Genomic DNA, 19,779 nt, shown 5'->3' with positions numbered 1-19,779 from the left:
CAGCATGACCACTCCTTCCAGGATGTAGCGCACGCCCAGCGCCCGGCCGATCTGCTGGAAGTCGCCGCCACGGCTGCGCAGGGCGAAGGAGGTGGTCCGGCCGATCACGAACAGCTCGCGGAAGCGCGACAGGTCGGTGATGACGTCCTCGGTCATGCCCTCCGCGAGGTAGGCGTACTGGCCGGCCTCGCCGCGCAGGCTGAAGGGCAGCACCACGATGGACGGAATGCCCGGCAGGTGGACGCGGCCGAACGGACTGGTGGCCTCGTCCGGCTCACCCGGCCGGCGAAGCCGCCACAGCCGCACCGGCCGCGCGATGTTCTTGAGCCGCACCTCGCCGAGATCGACCGGTTCCAGCCCGTCGACGGCCTCCAGACCCAGCACGAAGCTGTCCGAGGCGCAGATCGTGCCGGGCGCTGCCTGCTCCTGGATCCGCGCCGTCAGGTTGACCGCGTCACCCCAGATTCCGTCGCCGTCCACCAGCACCGCGCCGCGGTGCAGGCCGATCCGGTAGCGCAGGGTCTGCTCGCCGCCCGCGAGCTCGGTCTGGACGCGGGCGGCACAGCGGGCGGCATGGCGGCAGGCCGGAAACTCCGCCAGGACACTGTCTGCGGCCAGGTTGACGATACGGCCCCCATGGCGCCGGACCTCGTCCTCGAAGACCGCAAAGGACCGCTTGAGGGCGCGGAAGGTGCCCGTCTCGTCATGCCCCATCCGGCCAGTGTAGTTCTCGACGTCAGCATGCAGCAACACGGCGTCGCGGCGCGCCGGGCCAGCGTCGTCACGCATTGGGCCAATACTGAACTCTCCGGGCGTCGGTTCGATGGCGGGCGGCACGTTCTGCACGTTTTTGGTCGAGGGCGGCGCTTCCGGTCGGATGGTCAACCCGACAGCATCGTGAGAAAAATCACAGATCCAGCCATTCACCAAGGGTAGCTTGAGCAACAGCCGGGTCGAAGCGTGTATGCAATCGTTTTCTGACCGGCGTAGGGCAGGGCTGAACAGATGACGAGCGCGGTAGGTGCCACTTCCGGAAAGAGGGCCGGAATCCTGATCCGGGACGAGCAGGATGTGACCTACTTCATTCCCCTCGACGAGCTGGGGAATTACCGCCTGCCGCCCGATCAGCAACTCGGCTCCGCCACGGGTGATCGGGCGATCGATGCTCTCAATGCTGCAGCACCGATCCACCGCCTCAAGAATGCGATCCTCACCGAGGACGGCATGGAGTTCGAGGCCGACCCGACCAGCCCGCGCGGCGGCAAGGACAAATTCAAGATCGATTCGATCGTGGCCGATCCCGGCAGCGCGCGCGGCGGCAAGGACAAGTTCGCGCCCGGCCGGTTCGGTGACGACTGAGGCACTCCGTTCGTTCGAGTCGCAGCCGTCCGCCAAGCGCTGGTGGACGGGCAGCCACCGGACCCGGCTGCCGGAGGTGACCCTGGCGGATCTCCTCCCGCACCTGCCGGCCTATGGCATCACCCGGCTGGCCGACCTGACCGGCCTCGACCGGGTGGGCGTGCCGGTATGGTCGGCGATTCGACCCCGTACCCGCTCGCTATCCGTAGCCCAGGGCAAGGGGCTGGACCCGGTGCTGGCCAAGGTTTCGGCGATCGTCGAGGCGATCGAGCTGTGGAGTGCCGAGCGCCTGGAGCCCGAGCGGCAGGGCTGGGCGGGCGAGCCCCTGGTCATCGGCCACGACCTGCTCACCGGCGAGCCCGGCCTGGTCCCCTGGGCCGCGGTTTCCCTGGATGCGCGGGTAGCAACGCGGCCACAGCCGTGCGGGACCTCCAATGGGCTGGCCAGCGGCAACTGCCGCGACGAAGCGCTGCTGCACGGCCTGTGCGAGCTGGTCGAGCGCGATGCGCTGGCGCGTGCGGTTGCCACCGGTCAGGTCGCAGGCGGGCTGCCCAGAATCGACCCGGCCAGCGTCCAGGACGGGCAGGCCAGACGGGTGATCCGGCTGCTCGACCAGGCCGATGTGCTCCACGCCGTCTGGCGCCTGCCGGCCTGCGTGGACCTGCCAGTCTTCCTCTGCCATGTCATGGATGCGGCCGAACTCGGCGACGATGCCCGCGGCTGGGCGCACGGCTCGGGCTGCCATCCCGATCCAGTGGTGGCCTGGCTGCGGGCGGTGACCGAGGCGCTGCAGGCCCGCCTGACCCATATTTCCGGGGCGCGGGACGACACGGGCTGGGACCGCTACGCACCCCTCGACCCGGACCGGATCGAGCGGCAGCGCCGTATCCTGCGCCAGGGCAGGGGACTACTGCCGCTGCCCACGGCCGGGACGCTCGGCCCTAGCGACAGCGTAGCGGACGACGTGGCGGCAGTGCTCGCTGCGCTGCAGCGTGCCGGGATGGGGCCAGTGCGGGCCGTGGACCTCCCTCCCGGGCCGGCACCGGTCGCGGTGGTCAAGCTGCTGGCGCCGGCCCTGCGGGAGCCCGTCCACTGAACCGCGCGGTGATCTTCGCCGGGCCCAGCCTGCATGGCGTCACGCCGCATCTGCCGGACGGGGTCGAGCTGCGCCCGCCCGCAGCGCTGGGCGATCTGTGGCGGGCGGCCCTGGCCGGCTATCGGATCCTGGGGCTGGTCGACGGCCGGTTCGGCGACGTCCCGGCCATCTGGCACCAGGAGATCCTGGCAGTGCTGGACATCGGTGCTACCGTGCTCGGTGCCGCCAGCATGGGGGCGCTGCGCGCCGCCGAGCTGGACGGCCTGGGCATGATCGGGCTGGGGCAAGTCCATGCCGCCTTTCGCGATGGGCTGCTGGTGGCCGACGACGAGGTCGCGGTAGTGCACGGGCCGGCCGAGACTGGATTCGCCCCCGCCAGCGACGCCCTGGTCGACCTGCGCGCCACGCTCGACGCCGCCAGTGCCCGCGGCGAGATCGCCGTCCACGAGGCGGTGCTGCTCACCGAGGCGATGCACCGGATCTGGTTCCCCGAGCGCAGCCGCGCCCGGCTGGTGGCGGAAGCCCGGGCCCTGCTGGGCCCGGCGCGCGCGAGCGTGATCGAGGAATTGTGCGCGCGACGGTGGGTGTCGGTGAAGACCGCCGACGCGCTGCTGCTCGTGGACGAGGTCGTGGCGCTCCAGGCGCGCTGCCTGCCAGCACAACGGGGCGACAGCGCGTTTGAGGAAACCCTGCCCTGGCGGGCGGCGCGCCTGAGCCTGCCCGGCAGCAATCCGATCGATCGACCCCCGGAGGAGCCCATGCCCAGCTGGTTCGACCGCGCCCCCCTGACCGCGCCGGACCGGCGGCCCTGGGCACTGGCGCTCTATGTCGGCGCCGACAACGACCTGGCCGCCGACGTGGGCGGAGATATCGACGAGCTGCGCAGCGCTGGCGCCAGCCCCAAGGTGCATGTGGCAGGCCAAGTCCACGTGCCGGGCTGCTCGGTGTCCGGCCGGTTCCTGCTGGGACCCAAGGCTGATGGCGAGTTGCGGGCCCCCATCGAGATCGCGCCCTTCGGCCCCCGCGATTCCGGCGACGTCGCGACGCTCACGGGCTTCCTGGAATGGAGCCTGGTGGCATTGCCGGCCGACCGGCGCGCTCTGGTGATGTGGGGCCATGGCCGCGGCCTGTCGGTGCTGGGCGACGACACCGAGGGCGGCTGGATCGAGCTGGACGAGCTCGGCCGGGCCTTTGCCACGGCCGGGCTGGACACTGACCGCCGCCTGGCGCTCCTGGGCTTCGATGCCTGCATGATGGCCAGCGCCGAATGCCTGGTGGAGTGCGCGCCGTTCGCCGACTGGATCGTCGCCTCGCAGCAGGTGGTGCCCGACGAGGGCTGGGCCTATGACGCGATCCTGCAGGGCCTGGGCAGGGCGGTGCTGGAGGCCGAGGCGCTGGGGCGGCTGATCGTGGACAGCTACGTGGCCGACCATGGCCGGCGCCGCCAGGGGGACGTGGACATCGTTCTGCTCGACCCCGATCCGGCCGGCGACCTGGCCCGCGCCTTGGGGGCGCTCGGTGATGCGCTGATCCCGCTCCTGGAAAAGGACGGTAAGGCGATCGACGGCCAGCGCATGCTGGCACGCACCTTCCGCAACGGCGAGCTGGTCGATCTCGGCGACGTGGCTGACCGGCTGGCTGCCGTCTGCGACGACCGCCGCCTGCAGTCAGCGGTCCGGTTCCTGAAGGAGCAGCTGGCGGCGAGCGTGGTGCACCAGCGCTCGATTCGCGGCTTCGACGTCCAAGGCCTGGCGCAGCCGGATCCGGCGCGCTCTGGCCTTTCGCTGGTCTGGCCGCGCATCGCCGGTGCGTGGCAACGCCTGCGCCCAGCCTATCAGCGCCTGCGCCTGGTACGCGAGGGCGGGGAGGGTTGGGTGCGCTTTCTGGACGCAGCGCTCGGTCCTGGCACGGCCTGAGCTCATGTGATCAATGTCACAGACCGACGGCCCGGCAGGGCATAATTGGTACTCGTGCCTCCCTCGCACGTGATTCTTCGAACTCCGGCCGCCGAGCGATCAGTCCCCCCGTAGCTCGGCGGCCGGCTTTTTTCTCAGGCGGCATGCCATGCCGCTCCCGGGCTTGACGCCCCACCGCCCCCGTCGCCACCATCGATCCCCGAACGCCCATCCGACCTGCGCCCCATTCGGTCCGCGCATGGTGCGCCTTCAGGGGATCCTTCGCGATGGCGTCGACCGACGCGCTGTTCCAGCCCTTGACCATCCGCAGGTGCACGATCCGCAACCGGGTGATGAGCACCTCGCACGCGCCGTCCTACGGCAAGGACGGCATGCCGCAGCTGCGCTACCAGCTCTACCATGAGGAGAAGGCCAAGGGCGGCATCGGCCTCACCTCGGTGGGCGGGTCCTCCTCGGTGGCGCCGGACAGCCCGGCGGCACTCTGGAACCAGCTCGACATCGGCGAGGACAAGGTCATCCCGTTCCTCCAGGAGTTCAGCGAGCGGGTGCACCGGCACGGGGCGAAGATCTTCTGCCAGATCACCCATATGGGCCGGCGGACCCGCTGGGACGCCGAGAACTGGATGGCGACCATCGCGCCCTCGCCCCTGCGCGAGCCCTCGCACCGCTCGTTCCCCAAGGAGATGGAGGACTGGGACATCCGGCGGGTCCAGCAGGATTATGCCGCGGCTGCGCGCCGGCTGAAGGAGGGCGGCTTCGACGGGGTCGAGGTGCTGGCCGACAGTCATCTGCCGGGCCAGTTCTGGTCGCCGCACGTCAACCGCCGCACCGACGGCTATGGTGGCTCCACCGAGAACCGCAGCCGGTTCACGCTCGAGCTGTTCGAGCAGGTCCGCAAGGCCATCGGCGACGACATGGTGTTCGGCATCCGTATGTCCGGCGACGAGCTGCTAGACGACGGCATCACGCCCGAAGAGGCCATCAAGCTCGCCCGCATCCATGTCGGCCAGGGCTGCATCGACTATCTCAACATCAACTGCAGCCATGTCTACACCGAGCGGGGCTTGGCCAACCTGATCCCCAACATGTCGATGCCGGTGGCGCCCTATCTGGCACTGGCCAGCCTGATCAAGCGCGAGATCGGCACAGTGCCGGTGTTCCATGCCGGCCGCATCCCCGACGTGAACACCGCCGCCCGTGCGGTCGCAGAGGGGCATGTCGACATGGTCGCGATGACCCGCGCCCACATCGCGGACCCGCACATCGTCAACAAGCTGCGCGAGGGCCGTGTCGACGACATCCGCCAGTGCGTGGGTGCTGGCTACTGCATCGACCGGATCTATGTCGGCGGCGACGCGATCTGCATCCAGAACCCTGCCACCGGCCGGGAAGCCACCCTGCCGCACATCGTGCCCAAGGGGCAGGGCGGCAAGAAGGTGGTGGTGATCGGCGGCGGGCCGGCCGGGATGGAAGCAGCCCGGGTCTCGGCCGAGCGTGGCCACCAGGTCGTCCTGTTCGAGAAGGCCGGAGCGCTGGGCGGACAGATCACGCTTGCCGGCAAGGCCGACTGGCGGGAAGGCCTGAACGGCATCACCCGCTGGCTGCAGGGCCAGCTGCGCAAGCTGGGCGTCGACGTCCGGCTCGCCACCCTGGCCACGGTCGAGGCGGTGGAGGCGGAGGACCCGGACATCGTGGTGGTCGCGACCGGCGGCCATCCGAACCTGAACGAGGTCAAGGCCCAGCCTGGCCACGTGGTCAGCACCTGGGACATCCTGAACGGGACCGTGGCACCCGGTGAGAACGTCCTCCTGTTCGACGACCATGCCGACCATCACGGCCCCTCGGTCGCGAGCTTCCTGGTCAAGCGCGGCAGCAAGGTCGAGATCGTCACGCCGGAGCGCAAGCTCATGGTGGAGGTCGGCATGACCAACTTCCCCCACTATCTGCGCGACCTCTACAAGAGCAAAGCCGTGATCACCCCGGATACCAGGCTCACCGAGGTCTATCCCGAGGGCAACAAGCTGGTGGCGGTGCTGGTCAACGAATACACGGACGAGGAGGAGGAGCGGGTGGTCGACCAGGTGGTGGTCGAGCACGGCACGCTGCCCGACGATGAGATCTACTTCAGACTGAAGCCACTCAGCCGGAACCTGGGCGAGGTCGACATGCGCCGGCTGCGCGACCGGCTGCCCCAGGAGATCGTGCGCCATCCAGACGGCCGCTTCATGCTGTTCCGGGTGGGCGATGCGGTCGCCTGCCGCAACATCCACGCGGCCCTCTACGACTCCCTCCGGCTGTGCCTGACCTTCTGATGGGCTCGGGCGGTGTCGTCCTCCTCATCCTCCTGGGTGCGCTGGGCTGGGCGCTGATCGGGGTGCTCGGGCGGATTGCCGGCTGGCGGGCCGGCCGGCCGGCGAAGGTCGACTGGCTGGCTGGGCTCCTCGCCCTGCCGCGCCGCTACCTGGTCAACGTTCACGAGGTGGTCGCCCGCGACCGCTACGCCTCGACCATGCATGTAATGGCGGCGGGTGGCCTGGTCCTGGCGCTGCTGCTCGTCGTCCTGGTCCATGGCTTCGGCATCGCCAGCCCCTGGCTGGCCTGGCCGCTGCTGCTCGCCTGCGTCCTGACCCTGCTGGGTGCCGAGCGCGTCCTGCGCCGCCGCGCCGACCGGCCGCCCCGCCTGTCCGGGGGGCGCTGGAACCGCTTTGGCTGGGCGATCGGCGGCTTCGCCCTAGGCCTCGCCTGGTTCACCCTGCCGGCCACGGGCGTCATGGCTGACCCGGGCCTGCTCCATCCGGTGTCGCTTGCCTTTGCCGCCCTACTGGCTTGGTCGGCGTTCGAGCTGGCGGATGGCCTGGCCCATGGCCCGATGCGCCATGCCCTGGCCGGTGCCCTCAATCTCGTCACCCATCCAAGGGCGCCGCGCTTTTCCGCCGACCGGCCAGTGGCCGCCATCCACCCGATCGACCTGGACGCGCCCAGGCTCGGCGTGGAGACCCCGCAGGACTTCGCCTGGAACCGGCTGGTGATGGCCGATGCCTGCGTGGCCTGTGGCCGCTGCGAGGAGCAGTGCCCGGCCTTTGCCGCCGGCCAGCCGCTCGACCCGAAGTTCGTGATCCGCGCGATCTCGATGGCCCAGGGCGCCGACCATGTCGACGACCGGCACTATGCCGGCCGCCGCTGGCCGGGCCTGGAACGGCGCGTAGGCGAGGGGGGTGCCGCCCGGCCGCTGGTCGCCGATGGAGGCCTGATCCCGCCGGCAGCACTCTGGGCCTGCACGACCTGCCGTGCCTGCGTCGAAGCCTGCCCGATGATGATCGAGCATGTCGATGCGATCATCGACCTGCGCCGCTTCCAGACCCTGGAGCTGGGTGCCGTGCCGGGCAAGGCTCCGGCGGCATTGGCCGAGCTCGCGGCGGCCGACAACATCCATGGCCGGGCAGCGGCACGGCGGATGGATGCATTCGTCGACCTGGATCTGCCGCTGCTGCGCGAGGTCGAGAGCACCGACCTGCTGCTCTGGCTGGGGGACGGCGCGTTCGACCCGCGTGGCCAGCGCGCGATGCGCGCCTTCGTCCAGGTCGCCCGCCATGCCGGTCTGGAGCTGGCCGTGCTGGGCGAGGAGGAGCTGGATACGGGCGATCTCGCCCGGCGCCTGGGCGACGAGGCGCAGTTCCAGCGCCTGGCAGAGGCCAACATCGCGACACTCGCCCGCTACCGCTTCCGGCGGATCGTCACCACCGATCCGCATGTGCTGAACAGCCTGCGCAACGACTATCCGGCCATGGGCGGCCATTACGAGGTGGTCCACCACACGGCCGTGCTGCTGGAACTGGCCGAGGAGGGCCGCCTCAAGTTCCAGCCGGGCGAGGGGCAGGCGGCGCTCACCTATCACGATCCCTGCTATCTCGGCCGCTGGAACGGCGAGTTCGAGGCACCGCGCCGCCTGCTCGACCTGCTTGGCCCGGGGCGGGTCGAGATGGCCCGGCACGGCAGGACGGCTCGCTGCTGCGGCGGCGGGGGCGGGGCGCCGCTCACCGACATTCCCGGGCCGCGGCGGATCCCGGACATGCGCATGGCCGATGCAAAGGCGACCAGGGCCGGAACCGTGGTGGTGGCCTGCCCGAACTGCGCGGTGATGCTGGACGGCGTCACCGGCGACTATCCCGCGGTCACCGAGGTCGCCGAGCTGGTGCTGGCGCGGCTCGCCGTTCCGGCCGAGCGGGTGGCGGCATGAGCGCCCGCCCGCGCCGCGATCCGCATGCCGAGCGGGAGCGGGCGACCCGGGTCGGCCCCAGCGGCCGGGCGCGCCGCATTCTGGGCGGTGCGGTGCCGGCAGCGCCGGTTCGGCCGCGCCGCAACCCGCACGTGCTGCGCATGGCCGCCGTGCCGGGTCCGGCCGGTCGTATGCGGCTGGATCCGCATGGCGGCGAGCTGCTGGCCCATTTGCCTTCTCTGGCCACGCCGGGGGCGGAGCAACCGATCGTCGTGGAGCGGCCGGCCTGCCTGATCCTGGCGGTGCTCGACCTGCCGGGCGGGCGGCTGGAAGGCAGCGATTTCGGCCTCCTGGCCGCTGCCCGCGATCTCGCCGACCGGCTGGAGGGGGCGGTTCTGGCGCTCACCCTGCATGGCCGGCCCGACCTGAGCCGGCTGGGCGTGGACCGTCACATCGCTCTAGACCTGCCGGACCGATGGGACCCGATCGCCCGGCTGGCCGTGCTCCGCGCGGTGCTGGCCGACCAGGCCCCAGCCCATGTCCTGTTCGCCGAGACGCCCTTGCTCGGCGCCGATCTGGCCCGCCGCTTGGCGGCCGCCACCGGGCTTGCCGCCGCGTTCGCGGTGCATCGGCTGGAGCCGGAGGAAGTCCGCGCGCGCGGCGCCGGGCTCGACCTGGTGGGCCCCCCGCCGCCGATCATGACCCTGCACGAAGTGCTGCTCGCCGACCGCCCGGAGCCGGCCCTGCGCGAAGCGCGGCCGGTACCCCTGGCAGTCGAACCTGATGCGGGGCTCGTCGAGGATCTGGGCGAAATTCCCGTCGACCTCACCGGGGCACCCCTCGCCGAGGCGGACCTGATCGTCAGCGCCGGCGACGGGGTGACCGACTGGCCGGCGTTCCATACGCTGGCGGCCCGGCTGAACGCCACGGTCGGCGGCTCGCGCCAGGTCTGCGACCGCGGCCTGCTGCCGCGCGACCGCCAGGTCGGCGCGTCCGGCACGCTGGTGGCGCCCAAGGCCTATCTCGCGTTTGGCATCAGCGGGGCCCCGCAGCATCTGCAGGGCATCGAGCGCTGCCAGCGGGTGGTCGCGGTCAACACCGACCTCCATGCCAAGATGATCGAGCGGGCGGACCTCGCGATCGTCGCCGATGCCCAGGCGGTGATGCCGGCACTCGAAGCCCTCCTAGAGCGGCGGCGCCATGGCTGAGATCGTGACCCTCCTGTCCGCCGGCTGCCATCCCGAGACCGGGCGCCTGCGTCCGGCAGCAGGGGATGCCGCCGCCCTGGCGCTGGGCCTGGCGCTGCGCGCGTCCGGCCACCGCCTGATCGGTCTGCATGCCGGCCCGGCCGACGACGCGCTGCGCGTCTATGCCGGCTTTGCTGAGTTCGACCTGGTCCGCCTTAATCTGTCCGCCCAGGCCGACGCCCTGCCGGTGATCCTCCCCTGGCTCGCCCTGCGGCGCCCGGCCCTTGTGCTGGCAGGTCCCAAGGCAGAGCTTGGTGCCGGCACCGGGCTTTTGCCCTATGCGCTGGCCGAGGCCATGGGAGCTGCCTGCATCCCGGAGGTGGCGGGGGTGGAGGAGCTGGCCGAGCGTGTCACCCTGGTGCAGGCGCTGCCCGGCGGCCGGCGCCGGCGGCTGGCGGCACCCGCACCGGCCGTGCTGGTGGCGGCGGGGAGGTTAGCCCCGCCGTCCGGCTGGGCCTATGCTCGCGCCCAGCGCGCGCGGCTCGAGACCGTGCCGGCCACCGCCCTGGAGCCGGTGGCGGCAACCGCCTGGCGCAACGAGCCGGCCCGCCCGCTGGCCCGGCCGGTGCGTCGGATCCGGGGCGGTGCCGCGGCGCGCATGGCAGCGGCCACTTCGTTCACCGCAGGCGAGGGCCAGCTCCTGGTCCAGCCGGCACCGGACGAGGCCGCCCGGGCGATTCTGGCCTACCTGGAGGGCCAAGGCCTGCTGCGTTCCTGATGGATGCCTGACATCACGGGGCGGCGACACTATGTTCGGCCGGACATGGCCAGCCTCCCGCACCCTCACGAGCACGACCACCAGCACTGCATCGCCGATGCGCTGGCGACCGCTGATCGCGTCTGCAGCCGCAATGGCGGCCGGCTGACGGCGATCCGCCGCCGCGTCCTGGAGATAGTCTGGGCCAGCCACCGCCCGGTCGGCGCCTACGACATCCTGGAAACCCTGTCTGCCGAACGCGGCCGGGTGGCGCCGCCCACCGTGTACCGGGCGCTCGACTTCCTGGTGGGGCAGGGGCTGGTCCATCGCATCGACCGGCTCAATGCCTTCATCGGCTGTCCCCATCCCGACGAGCCGCACAGCAGCGCCTTCCTCCTGTGCCGGTGCTGCGGCGAGGTGGCGGAGCTGGCCGCGGGCGAGCTGGACACCGCACTGGCCGGCATCGCGCAGGCCAGCGGCTTTCGGGTGGAGAGCCGCACGGTCGAGCTGGCCGGCCTGTGCCGCAACTGCGCCGCGTCCGAAGCGGCGGGTTCCCGGCCGTGAGCGGACGCCCCCGCCTGATCGTGGGCATCACCGGGGCATCCGGTGCGGTCTATGGCGTTCGCCTGCTCGAGGTGGCGCGCGGCCTGGAGCTCGAAACCCACCTGATCCTCACCAAAGCGGCGCGGCTGACCATTGCCTATGAGCTGGACCGGTCGATCGACGCGATCGAGGCGCTGGCCGACCGGGTCCATCCGGTGGCGGACGTGGGTGCGTGCATCGCGTCCGGGAGCTACCGGACGCTCGGCATGGTGGTGGCGCCCTGCTCGATGAAGACGGTGGCCGCCATCGCCTCGGGCGTGACCGACAACCTCCTGACCAGGGCGGCCGATGTCGTGCTCAAGGAGCGCCGCCGACTGGTGCTGCTGGCGCGCGAGACGCCGCTGCATCTGGGCCATTGCCGCAACCTCCTGGCGGTCACGGAGATGGGCGCCATCGTCGCCCCGCCCGTGCCGGCCTTCTATGCCCGGCCCAAGTCGATCGAGGAGATGGTCGATCATACCGTTGGCCGGGTGCTCGACCTGTTCGACCTCGATGCCGGACTGGCGCATCGCTGGCGTGAAGATAAGCCAGTAACGAATTGAGGTCAGAGCATCGGCCGGCCGGCGAGCCCGGCGATCCGGATTTTTCCACGATCTCAGCCGCGGTCAGCGCAGGGACTTCCGCCAGTACTATTCCGTCCTTGAGTGATTCGGAAAAGCCGCCGGGAAACTACCAACTGCCGGGACGTGGTGCTGGCAGCTGGCTGGTAGTGTCCCACAGGAATCCTTCTGTCAGCCTGCCTTGGCGGTCGATGAAAATGGCCGCCCGAAGGTTCGGTTAAACGTATCTCTTTCAGTATGTGCGGCGGGGAGGGCCGACTTGGCCGCTACCTGTGCAGTACTCTGTCCTGCAGGCGGGCGCTCCTAGCTTTGTCGGTGATTGCCTTGGTGCATGGCTGGAGGACATGGCGATGCTTTCGAGCGTGCTGGTCCGCCCGCGGCGGGCATCCGTGCGCCTCGGGCCTTGCAGACGCTCGCGGTGACCTTGTGCTGGCAACAGCGGTCTGGATGCTGCCTGGCACCGCGCGCCCAGTAGGGTGGCTGCTTCGGTCGCGGGCAGAATCGCTCGCTCTGGCACAAGTGGTGGCCGGACGATTGTCGACTGAGGCGTTCGTCCTTTCCTTGATCCGCTGCCGGAGGGTTAGGCCGCGTCGCGACCGAGGCCTCATGATTGTTGCACCCGTTGGTGGCTTGGGTGCTTGCCATTGACGGTCGAGGTGCAGCTCCGGCCGGGCCTGACCCATGCCGCCGCCTCCGTCGGAAGCGATCAAGCCGCGCGGCCGCGCCGGCCACCACCCGAACGCCATGATCCCCTGATGGAGCCGGATTTCCTCGGCCCGGCTAGCTACCGCGGCGGGCTGCCGGAGGCTATCTTCGGCTCGGCCGTGCTGGAAGACGGGCGGCTGTGGCCGCGGGTCTGGCCTGTGTGGGCAGGGCAGGGGAGATCCCGAACGCAGGTGACCTGCCGCCGTATACGGCTGGTGCCCATGGCCTCCACGTGCAGCGGAGGGCGGGCTCGTGGCGCGTCTCAACAAGGCGCAGCACGGCGGCTGTCACTTCATCCCGCTGCAGTGCCAGACCGGCAGGAAGACCCGCTGCGGCTTCGCCTCCTGCGGCTACAGCCTGGACCGTCCCCTCATACCGGCTGGGCCAGCCGCCCGAGCTTCTGCCGGTCCTGCCGCTGGCCGGGCGCAGCGGCCTCCTGTTCATCGCCGTGGACCCGGCAGCGGGCGAGGCTCAGCCTTGCTGGCGCACGCTCGCCGGCAAATGGAAGCGGTGGCCGCCACACTCCTGGCCGAGGCTGGCGATGGGCCCGCGAGGTGTGCGACCTGGCATTTCCCGAACCTCGTGCTGCTGCAGGGCGAGGGGCTGACCTGCGCGGCGGTGTTGCAGCCGGTGGCACCGGAGCGCACCTTGTGCCGGCTGGTCCTGCTGGCCCAGGTCGAGCGGCGGGCCCTGGCTGGCCAAGCCCGCACTTACCCGAAGGCGGAGGCGGGACTCCACCGACGCTACGGGTGACGCTGGCCGCCGCGCCGCCGGCTAGGGCGGTGGCGGTACGGCCCGCGCTTGTGCCAGCTCGCGCAGGCGCTGGCAGTGCGCCACAAGTTGCGGGGAGGCCAGGACCGCTTCCTTCAGCGGCGTGTCGATCTCGTAGAAATGGATGTTGGCGACGAAGCCATAGATCGCCGCATCGATGCCGTGCACGCGGTCACCGAACAGGAACGGCCCGTCTCCCAGCAGTGCCGCCAGCACCTCCAGGTCCCGCGTGCCCCTCGCATAGGCATCGGCCGGCTCGTAGCGGCCGATGCCCTGATAATGGTAGCGCTGGAAGTTGTAGCGGCGGGCGGCCTCCAGCTGGTCAGGCGTCAGCTCGGCATGGGTCGTCAGCAGCGCATCGCGGAAGAGCGGCCAGTAACGCTCATCCCGCCAGCGGGAGTACGACATCACCCAGTAGAGGTCGTCCAGCATGCGCCGGACCAGGAGGTCGGTGCAGCGCTGGGAGTGGCTCAGGTCCCGGTCGATCGCGAGGTCGAGCTTCGCCGTCAGGTGCGCGATGATCGCATCACTGTCACCGATCGCCTGCCCGTCATCGTCCAGATAGGGCAGCTGGCCCCGTGGTGCCGCGCTCGTATCGATGATGTGCGCGTGCCGGAACGGGATCGCGCAAATCTGCATGAAGGTCGCGACCTTCAGGCCGTAGGGGTTGTTGTCCGACAGCCCGAACAGCTGGGGGTAGGAAAACAGCGTGAGAGTCATCGAAGGAACGCTCTTTCCTGGCAGTCCGCGTGCAGCGCCAGCTTGGGCGCGATGGCTGGTTCCGACCATCGTCATTCGATTGCGCGGTCATGTCATCATGCACCGGCGCCTTCTGTCCGCCACATGGCGACATGCGGGATGCCTGCATCGTCGAAGGGCGCGCCTTGCGCCCGGAAGCCCAGGCGTTCGTAGAAGTCTTGCGCATTGGTCTGCGCGTTCAGGAGCAGGATAGCATGCCCCTGCACTGTCAGCACCTGGGCCGCGAAGCGCACGAGCCGCTGGCCCAGCCCCAAGCCGCGCGCCTCCTTCAACAGTGCTACCCGCTCGATCTTCCCGACCGCGCCGTCCGTGCCATAGGCACGCAGCCGTGCCGTCCCCACCACCCCGCCAGCTATCGTCGCCACCAGGTGCTGGCACTGCTCGTCCAGGCCGTCGATCTCCTCGGCCAGGGAAACGCCCTGCTCGTCGCAGAATACCGCACGCCGCACGTTGAGCGCCGCCGCCACTTCCGCATCGTCCCGGGCAAAGCGGACGATCGGTGCGTCTTCAGGCAGGTCCAGCACGTCCGCCCGCATCGGCTGGCGGAACGCTCGTCCGTCCTCGACCGGCCGGCCATGCCGGGTGAAGGCCGCCTCGACCGCGTCTTTCGCCCGCTCCACCACCGCCGCCCGTTCCGGATCGACTGCGACGAAACCTTGGAGGATGGAGGGCACATCCTTCGCCCGCCGCTCGATCTCGAAGAAGCGTTGGTCTTGCTGAACGAACCCTACGACTTCGGCACGCGCCAGCGCCGCGGCCGCCGCGTCGCGGATCTCCGTCTCGTCCTCCACCGGGCGTAGGATCTCGAACCATTCGCCTTCCGGCAGCGGTTCCACCACCACCAGCCGGCCACCCGGCCGCAGTACCCGGGCGGCCTCGCCCAAAGCCTGGTCCATCCTACGTACCGGGACGTGGTGCAGGCTGTTGACGAACAGCACGGCGTCGACCGATCCGCTCGCCATCGGCAGGGCTTCCGCGACGCCCCGCAGCAGCCCTGGACCCTCTGCCTGCGGATCGACGCCCTGGGCGTCGAAGCCGTTTCGACCGAGCCAGCGCACCAGCCCGCCATCGGCGCAGCCGACATCCACGATTCGCCCCCGCGCAGGAAGGACCGTCTCGAGCACATCGGTCACCTGCACCGTCCTGGTCATCGCTGGCACTCCCCTGGCTCTGGCCTGAGCTTCGTCCTAGCTTCCGGTGGACCGTCCGACCAAGGAGCAACTGCCATGTCCGAGAGCCGCCGGGACAATTCGCGCCGCATCCGCGCGCCCCGCGGGCCGGAGCTGACCTGCCGGAACTGGCAGGCCGAGGCGGCGATGCGCATGCTCATGAACAATCTGGATGCCGAGGTCGCCGAGAAGCCCGAGGAGTTGGTGGTCTATGGCGGGATCGGCCGAGCGGCGCGCGACTGGCAGTGTTTCGATGCGATCGTCGCCACGCTGAAGCGGCTGGAGGATGACCAGACTCTGCTAGTGCAGTCGGGCAAGCCGGTGGGCGTGTTCCGGACCCATGCCGATGCGCCGCGCGTCCTGATCGCGAACTCCAACCTGGTCGGCCGCTATGCCACCTGGGAGCATTTCCACGAACTCGATCGGCTGGGCCTGATGATGTACGGCCAGATGACCGCCGGCTCCTGGATCTATATCGGCACCCAGGGGATCGTGCAGGGCACGTATGAGACCTTCGTCGAGTGCGGACGGCGCCATTACGATGGCGACCTCAGGGGCCGCTGGATCCTAACCGGCGGCCTGGGCGGGATGGGCGGTGCCCAGCCCTTGGCCGCGACCATGGCAGGGGCCTCGATGCTGGCGGTGGAATGCCGGGCGTCCCGGATCGAGCGGCGCATCCAGACCCGCTATCTCGACCTGATGGCGCTCGACCTGGACGACGCGCTCGAGCGGATCGAGCAGGCCAACCGGGACAGGAGCCCGGTCTCGATCGGCCTGCTCGGCAATGCCGCGACCGTGTTCGAGGAACTGGCCCATCGCGGCATCCTGCCGGACATCGTGACCGACCAGACCTCCGCTCACGACCCGGTGCATGGCTACCTGCCGGCCGGATGGTCCGTGGAGGAGTGGGAGGAGCGGCAGGAAAGCAATCCGGAGGCGGTGCGCGAGGCGGCGCTGGAGACGATGGCGCGCCATGTCCGGGCGATGCTGGCCTTCCATGCCGCAGGCGTGGCAACCCTCGACTACGGCAACAACATCCGCCAGTTCGCCATGGAGGCGGGGGTGGACAACGCCTTCGACTTCCCGGGCTTCGTGCCGGCCTATATCCGGCCTTTGTTTTGCCGCGGCATCGGGCCGTTCCGCTGGGCGGCCCTGTCCGGCGATCCGGAGGACATCTTCCGTACCGACCAGCGGGTCAAGGAGCTTATCCCGGACGACCGCCACCTCCACCATTGGCTGGACATGGCCAAGGAGCGGATCGCCTTCCAGGGGCTGCCGGCTCGGATCTGCTGGCTGGGCCTTGGCCAGCGCGCCCGGATCGGCTTGGCGCTGAACGAGATGGTGGCAAAAGGCGAGGTCAAGGCGCCGATCGTGATCGGCCGCGACCACCTAGATTCCGGCTCCGTCGCCTCGCCCAACCGCGAGACCGAGGCCATGCAGGACGGTTCGGACGCGGTGGCGGACTGGCCGCTGCTCAACGCCCTGCTTAACACCGCGTCGGGCGCCACCTGGGTTAGTCTGCACCATGGCGGCGGGGTCGGGATCGGCTTCTCCCAGCATGCCGGCATGGTGGTGGTGGCCGACGGCACGGCCGAGGCCGCCCGGCGCCTGGAGCGAGTGCTGACCAACGACCCGGCCACCGGCGTGATGCGCCATGCCGATGCCGGCTACGAGATCGCGATCGACTGCGCGCGAGAGCAAGGGCTGGACCTGCCGATGCTGGGCCGCTGAGCATGCCAGGATGGATCGTGATCGCGGCCCTCCTGTCGCTGCTGGGCGTTGCAGCCTGGGGCTCGTGGCGGCTCTGGCAGCAGCTGGACGGCGTCGTCATCGAGATGCACGGGCAGATCGCGCTGGCGCTCGGCGGCAGCCTGGCGCTGCTGATGACCGTCCTGTTCATGGTCCTGATTTATGTGAGCCGGGCCAAGGGCTTCGACGGGCCGGAGGAGGAGGAAAGGACGGCGGACGCGCTGCCGGACGAGGCTAGGCGATGAGTCGCAGCCTCCTGCTGGTGTTCCTGGGCGGCGGGCTTGGGGCGGCCGCGCGTCACCTGGTCAATCTCGGTGCCGGCCGGCTGCTGGGCCTGGGCTTCCCGTTCGGCACGCTCATCGTCAATGTGCTGGGCAGCGCTCTGATGGGCGTGATCGTCATAGGTGCCGCGCTGCGCTGGCAACTGCCCCAGGAAGCGCGCCTGTTCCTGACCACCGGCGTGCTCGGCGGCTTCACCACGTTCAGCGCCTTCTCGCTGGACGTGATGATCTTGTGGGAGCGCGACCGGCACGACCTGGCGCTCCTGTATGTGGCGGCCTCGCTGCTCCTGTCGCTCGCAGCGATCGCCTTGGCGATGTACGGCATGCGCCGGGCCCTCGCCTGATCTAGCGTCGTGCCTAGCGGCACAGGGACGGTGCGGGGGCGGGATGCGCGAGACGGGACGGGACCGGCGGCGGACGCGGCGGGATGCGGGCGCAGGTCCGGCACAGCGCCCCTGGCGCCGGGTGGCCAATCGCCTGGCACCGGTCGAGCCGCTCTCGGCCGACCAGATCGAGCAGATCCACCACGCCTCCTTGCGCGTGCTGGAGGAGATCGGCATCGAGTTCCTCCATGAGGAGGCGCGCGCGATCCTGAAGGCGGCGGGTGCCGAGCCGGTGTCGGGCTCGCCCCTGGTACGCCTCGACCGCGGCCTGGTACTGGAACGGATCGCCCAGGCGCCGGCGGAGGTCACGCTGCACGCGCGCAACCCCGCCCACGACCTCAGGATCGGCGGGAACACGATCAACTTCGCGACCGTGGCGTCCACGCCCAATGCCCATGATCGCCGAGGCGGCCGGCGGCCGGGCTGTCATGCCGATTTTTTGAACTTCGTCCGCCTAGGTCAGGCGCTGAACTGCATCCATTTGTTTGGCGGCTATCCGGTGGAGCCGATCGACCTGCCGCCTGCCACCCGTCACCTGGACTGCCTGGCCGCGTTCGCGACCCTGTCGGACAAGGCTTTTCATGCCTATGCACTGGGCCATGCCCGGATCAGCGACGGGATCGAGATCGCCCGGATCGTCCGCGGGATCAGCCGGGAGCAATTGCTGCGCGAGCCGTCCCTGTTCACCATCGTCAACTCCAACTCGCCGCTCCGCCTGGACGGGCCGATGCTGGAGGGGATCATGGCGATGGCCGGGGTCGGGCAGCTCGTGGTGCTGACCCCGTTCACGCTCGCTGGGGCCATGGCACCCGCCACCGTGGCGGGTGCTTTGACGCTGCAGAACGCCGAGGCGCTGGCGGGGATCGCGTTCGCGCAGATGGTCAGGCCAGGCGCACCCTGCGCCTATGGCGGGTTCACCAGCAATGTCGACATGAAGTCGGGGGCGCCGGCCTTCGGCACGCCCGAGTACGTGCAGGCGACGCTCGCCGGCGGGCAGCTCGCGCGCCGCTACCGGCTGCCTTACCGCTCGTCGAATGCGAACGCTGCCAACACGCTGGATGCCCAGGCGGCGTACGAATCGATGATGTCGCTCCAGGCCGCGGTGATGAGCCACGCCAACATCGTCATGCATGCGGCGGGCTGGATGGAAGGTGGGCTGGTCGCGAGCTTCGAGAAGATGATCCTGGATGCCGAGCTGATCCAGATGCTGGCTGAGACGGTGCAGCCGATCCGGGTGGACGAGGACACGATCGGGCTGGACGCGATCCGCGAGGTCGGGCCGGGTGGCCATTTCTTCGGCAGCGCCCATACGCTGGCCCGCTACGAAACTGCATTCTACCCGCCGATCGTCTCGGACTGGCGCAACAGCAGGCAGTGGGCCGAGGCGGGCGAGCCCACCGCCTATGACCGCTGCGAGAAGCTGGTGGCCGAACTCCTGGCCGGTTTTGAGCCGCCGCCTCTGGATCCCGGCATCGCGGAGGAGCTCGGTGAGTTCGTGGCCCGCCGCAAGGCGGAGGGCGGGGCGCCCGCCTGACCGTCCGGCCACCGCTGTCCGTTCCTACGACCCGCGATCGGACGTCCGCCGGCCTGCGGCCAGTCCTCCCGCATGGCATCTGTCGCTGCCGCGCGCAGGCCGGCGAATGGTAGGCTGCAACCGGTACGCTACTGTACAGTCCCGGGAAGTTGCGAAGTAGCGCCATGTTGGCGAGAATATTCTGCATTCGCCAGTGCCTGGACGGCCATTTCCATGATTCACCTAAGTTAATGGTCCCGGTAGTCTGTAAGACGCTCACCGCGGCCATACGAACAACGCGCTTCCACTCCCTGGCATATTCAACTATCAGTAAAGAAACCGGTCAGGCAGGGTGTGGGCACATGTTTCGCGATTGCCGCAGCTTCGTCAGTCCTTGTCGACCGGAAGCTCATGGCGGCCTGGCAGCCGTCCATATCGACCCGAGATGCGGGCCGGCGCTGCTGCTGGCCGGCATGAACGGGCCGAACCGTCTCTACCGCTTCCGGGATGGCCGGCTGCTCGACGAGGCCGACCCGATCCTGGCCGATGCCGGCGCCGCAACGCTCGCGGTCGCCGGCGCCGACATCGACCGCGACGGCCGCGAGGAGCTCTACCTGCAGAACTGCGAGGTGCTGGCCGGGCCCAAGCAGGCCCAGGACCGGCTGCTCACCCGGCTCGGCCGGAGCTGGCTGGACCGGTTCGACGACCCTTATGTCGAGCCGCTGCTCAACCGCTTGGCAGCCCGCAGCGTGGTG

At 70.0% G+C, this 19,779-nt stretch carries 18 protein-coding genes; 15 read left to right on the top strand and 3 right to left on the bottom strand.

All coding sequences use genetic code 11. The annotated features are described in order from the left end of the window. Positions 1-750 (bottom strand): adenylate/guanylate cyclase domain-containing protein (locus EQG76_RS23665; RefSeq protein ID WP_321573503.1); only part of this gene is annotated, 750 nt, incomplete at its 3' end. A 255-nt stretch (positions 751-1,005) separates the two neighbouring features. Between EQG76_RS23665 and EQG76_RS23660 the strand changes: the two genes are divergently transcribed. The 10 genes from EQG76_RS23660 to EQG76_RS23615 all read left to right on the top strand — a co-directional run bounded on the left by EQG76_RS23660 (position 1,006) and on the right by EQG76_RS23615 (position 13,152). Then, positions 1,006-1,359 (top strand): hypothetical protein, encoded by a 354-nt coding sequence (locus tag EQG76_RS23660; RefSeq protein WP_159716919.1) that lies wholly within the window; start codon positions 1,006-1,008, stop codon positions 1,357-1,359. Then, positions 1,349-2,455, top strand: a complete 1,107-nt coding sequence (locus EQG76_RS23655; protein WP_159716916.1) for a YcaO-like family protein — start codon at positions 1,349-1,351, stop codon at positions 2,453-2,455. Before EQG76_RS23660 ends, EQG76_RS23655 begins: the two co-directional genes overlap by 11 nt. An 8-nt stretch (positions 2,456-2,463) precedes the next feature. Further along, a complete protein-coding gene (locus EQG76_RS23650; RefSeq protein WP_159716913.1) occupies positions 2,464-4,371 on the top strand; it encodes a TfuA-like protein in 1,908 nt (635 codons plus the stop codon). A 266-nt stretch (positions 4,372-4,637) separates the two neighbouring features. Then, entirely contained in the window at positions 4,638-6,683 is a 2,046-nt protein-coding gene (locus EQG76_RS23645; protein ID WP_159716911.1) for an NADH:flavin oxidoreductase, read from the top strand. Continuing rightward, on the top strand, positions 6,668-8,608 hold the full coding sequence (locus EQG76_RS23640; RefSeq protein ID WP_235031530.1) for a DUF3483 domain-containing protein: 1,941 nt from the start codon (positions 6,668-6,670) through the stop codon (positions 8,606-8,608). The genes EQG76_RS23645 and EQG76_RS23640 overlap by 16 nt, the downstream gene beginning before the upstream one ends. After that, positions 8,605-9,795 carry an electron transfer flavoprotein subunit alpha/FixB family protein gene (locus tag EQG76_RS23635; RefSeq protein WP_159716908.1) on the top strand — a complete coding sequence of 397 codons (1,191 nt, stop codon included), beginning with the start codon at positions 8,605-8,607 and terminating at the stop codon, positions 9,793-9,795. The genes EQG76_RS23640 and EQG76_RS23635 overlap by 4 nt, the downstream gene beginning before the upstream one ends. Next, positions 9,788-10,552, top strand: a complete 765-nt coding sequence (locus tag EQG76_RS23630; protein ID WP_159716905.1) for an electron transfer flavoprotein subunit beta — start codon at positions 9,788-9,790, stop codon at positions 10,550-10,552. Before EQG76_RS23635 ends, EQG76_RS23630 begins: the two co-directional genes overlap by 8 nt. Before the next feature lie 45 nt (positions 10,553-10,597). Continuing rightward, a complete protein-coding gene (locus EQG76_RS23625) occupies positions 10,598-11,095 on the top strand; it encodes a Fur family transcriptional regulator (protein WP_159716902.1) in 498 nt (165 codons plus the stop codon). Beyond that, a complete protein-coding gene (locus tag EQG76_RS23620) occupies positions 11,092-11,676 on the top strand; it encodes a UbiX family flavin prenyltransferase (RefSeq protein ID WP_159716899.1) in 585 nt (194 codons plus the stop codon). The genes EQG76_RS23625 and EQG76_RS23620 overlap by 4 nt, the downstream gene beginning before the upstream one ends. A 1,233-nt stretch (positions 11,677-12,909) precedes the next feature. Continuing rightward, positions 12,910-13,152: a hypothetical protein gene (locus EQG76_RS23615; RefSeq protein ID WP_159716897.1), complete on the top strand. Its 243-nt coding sequence runs from the start codon at positions 12,910-12,912 to the stop codon at positions 13,150-13,152. Positions 13,153-13,173: 21 nt separating this feature from the next. On the opposite strand, the gene EQG76_RS23610 is transcribed toward EQG76_RS23615, so the two are convergent. After that, complete coding sequence (locus EQG76_RS23610) at positions 13,174-13,890, bottom strand: glutathione S-transferase C-terminal domain-containing protein (protein WP_159716895.1); 717 nt, start codon at positions 13,888-13,890, stop codon at positions 13,174-13,176. A gap of 95 nt (positions 13,891-13,985) precedes the next feature. After that, entirely contained in the window at positions 13,986-15,080 is a 1,095-nt protein-coding gene (locus EQG76_RS23605; protein WP_159716893.1) for a GNAT family N-acetyltransferase, read from the bottom strand. Positions 15,081-15,155: 75 nt separating this feature from the next. On the opposite strand from EQG76_RS23605, the gene hutU reads away from it, so the two are divergent. The 5 genes from hutU to EQG76_RS23580 all read left to right on the top strand — a co-directional run. Then, positions 15,156-16,829 carry a urocanate hydratase gene (gene hutU / locus EQG76_RS23600; RefSeq protein WP_159716891.1) on the top strand — a complete coding sequence of 558 codons (1,674 nt, stop codon included), beginning with the start codon at positions 15,156-15,158 and terminating at the stop codon, positions 16,827-16,829. Positions 16,830-16,846: 17 nt separating this feature from the next. Continuing rightward, positions 16,847-17,092, top strand: coding sequence for a hypothetical protein (locus EQG76_RS23595; protein WP_159716889.1), 246 nt, complete (start codon positions 16,847-16,849; stop codon positions 17,090-17,092). Beyond that, positions 17,089-17,472: a fluoride efflux transporter CrcB gene (gene crcB, locus EQG76_RS23590; protein WP_159716887.1), complete on the top strand. Its 384-nt coding sequence runs from the start codon at positions 17,089-17,091 to the stop codon at positions 17,470-17,472. Before EQG76_RS23595 ends, crcB begins: the two co-directional genes overlap by 4 nt. Before the next feature lie 43 nt (positions 17,473-17,515). Continuing rightward, on the top strand, positions 17,516-19,045 hold the full coding sequence (locus tag EQG76_RS23585) for a trimethylamine methyltransferase family protein (RefSeq protein ID WP_159716883.1): 1,530 nt from the start codon (positions 17,516-17,518) through the stop codon (positions 19,043-19,045). Positions 19,046-19,386: 341 nt separating this feature from the next. Beyond that, the coding region (locus tag EQG76_RS23580; protein ID WP_200841061.1) for an FG-GAP repeat domain-containing protein at positions 19,387-19,779 on the top strand (393 nt) is incomplete at its 3' end.

Origin of the sequence: Geminicoccus flavidas (assembly GCF_009806515.1) — a bacterium.
GTDB lineage: Bacteria > Pseudomonadota > Alphaproteobacteria > Geminicoccales > Geminicoccaceae > Geminicoccus > Geminicoccus flavidus.
This window is presented reverse-complemented; position numbering and strand designations above follow the sequence as displayed.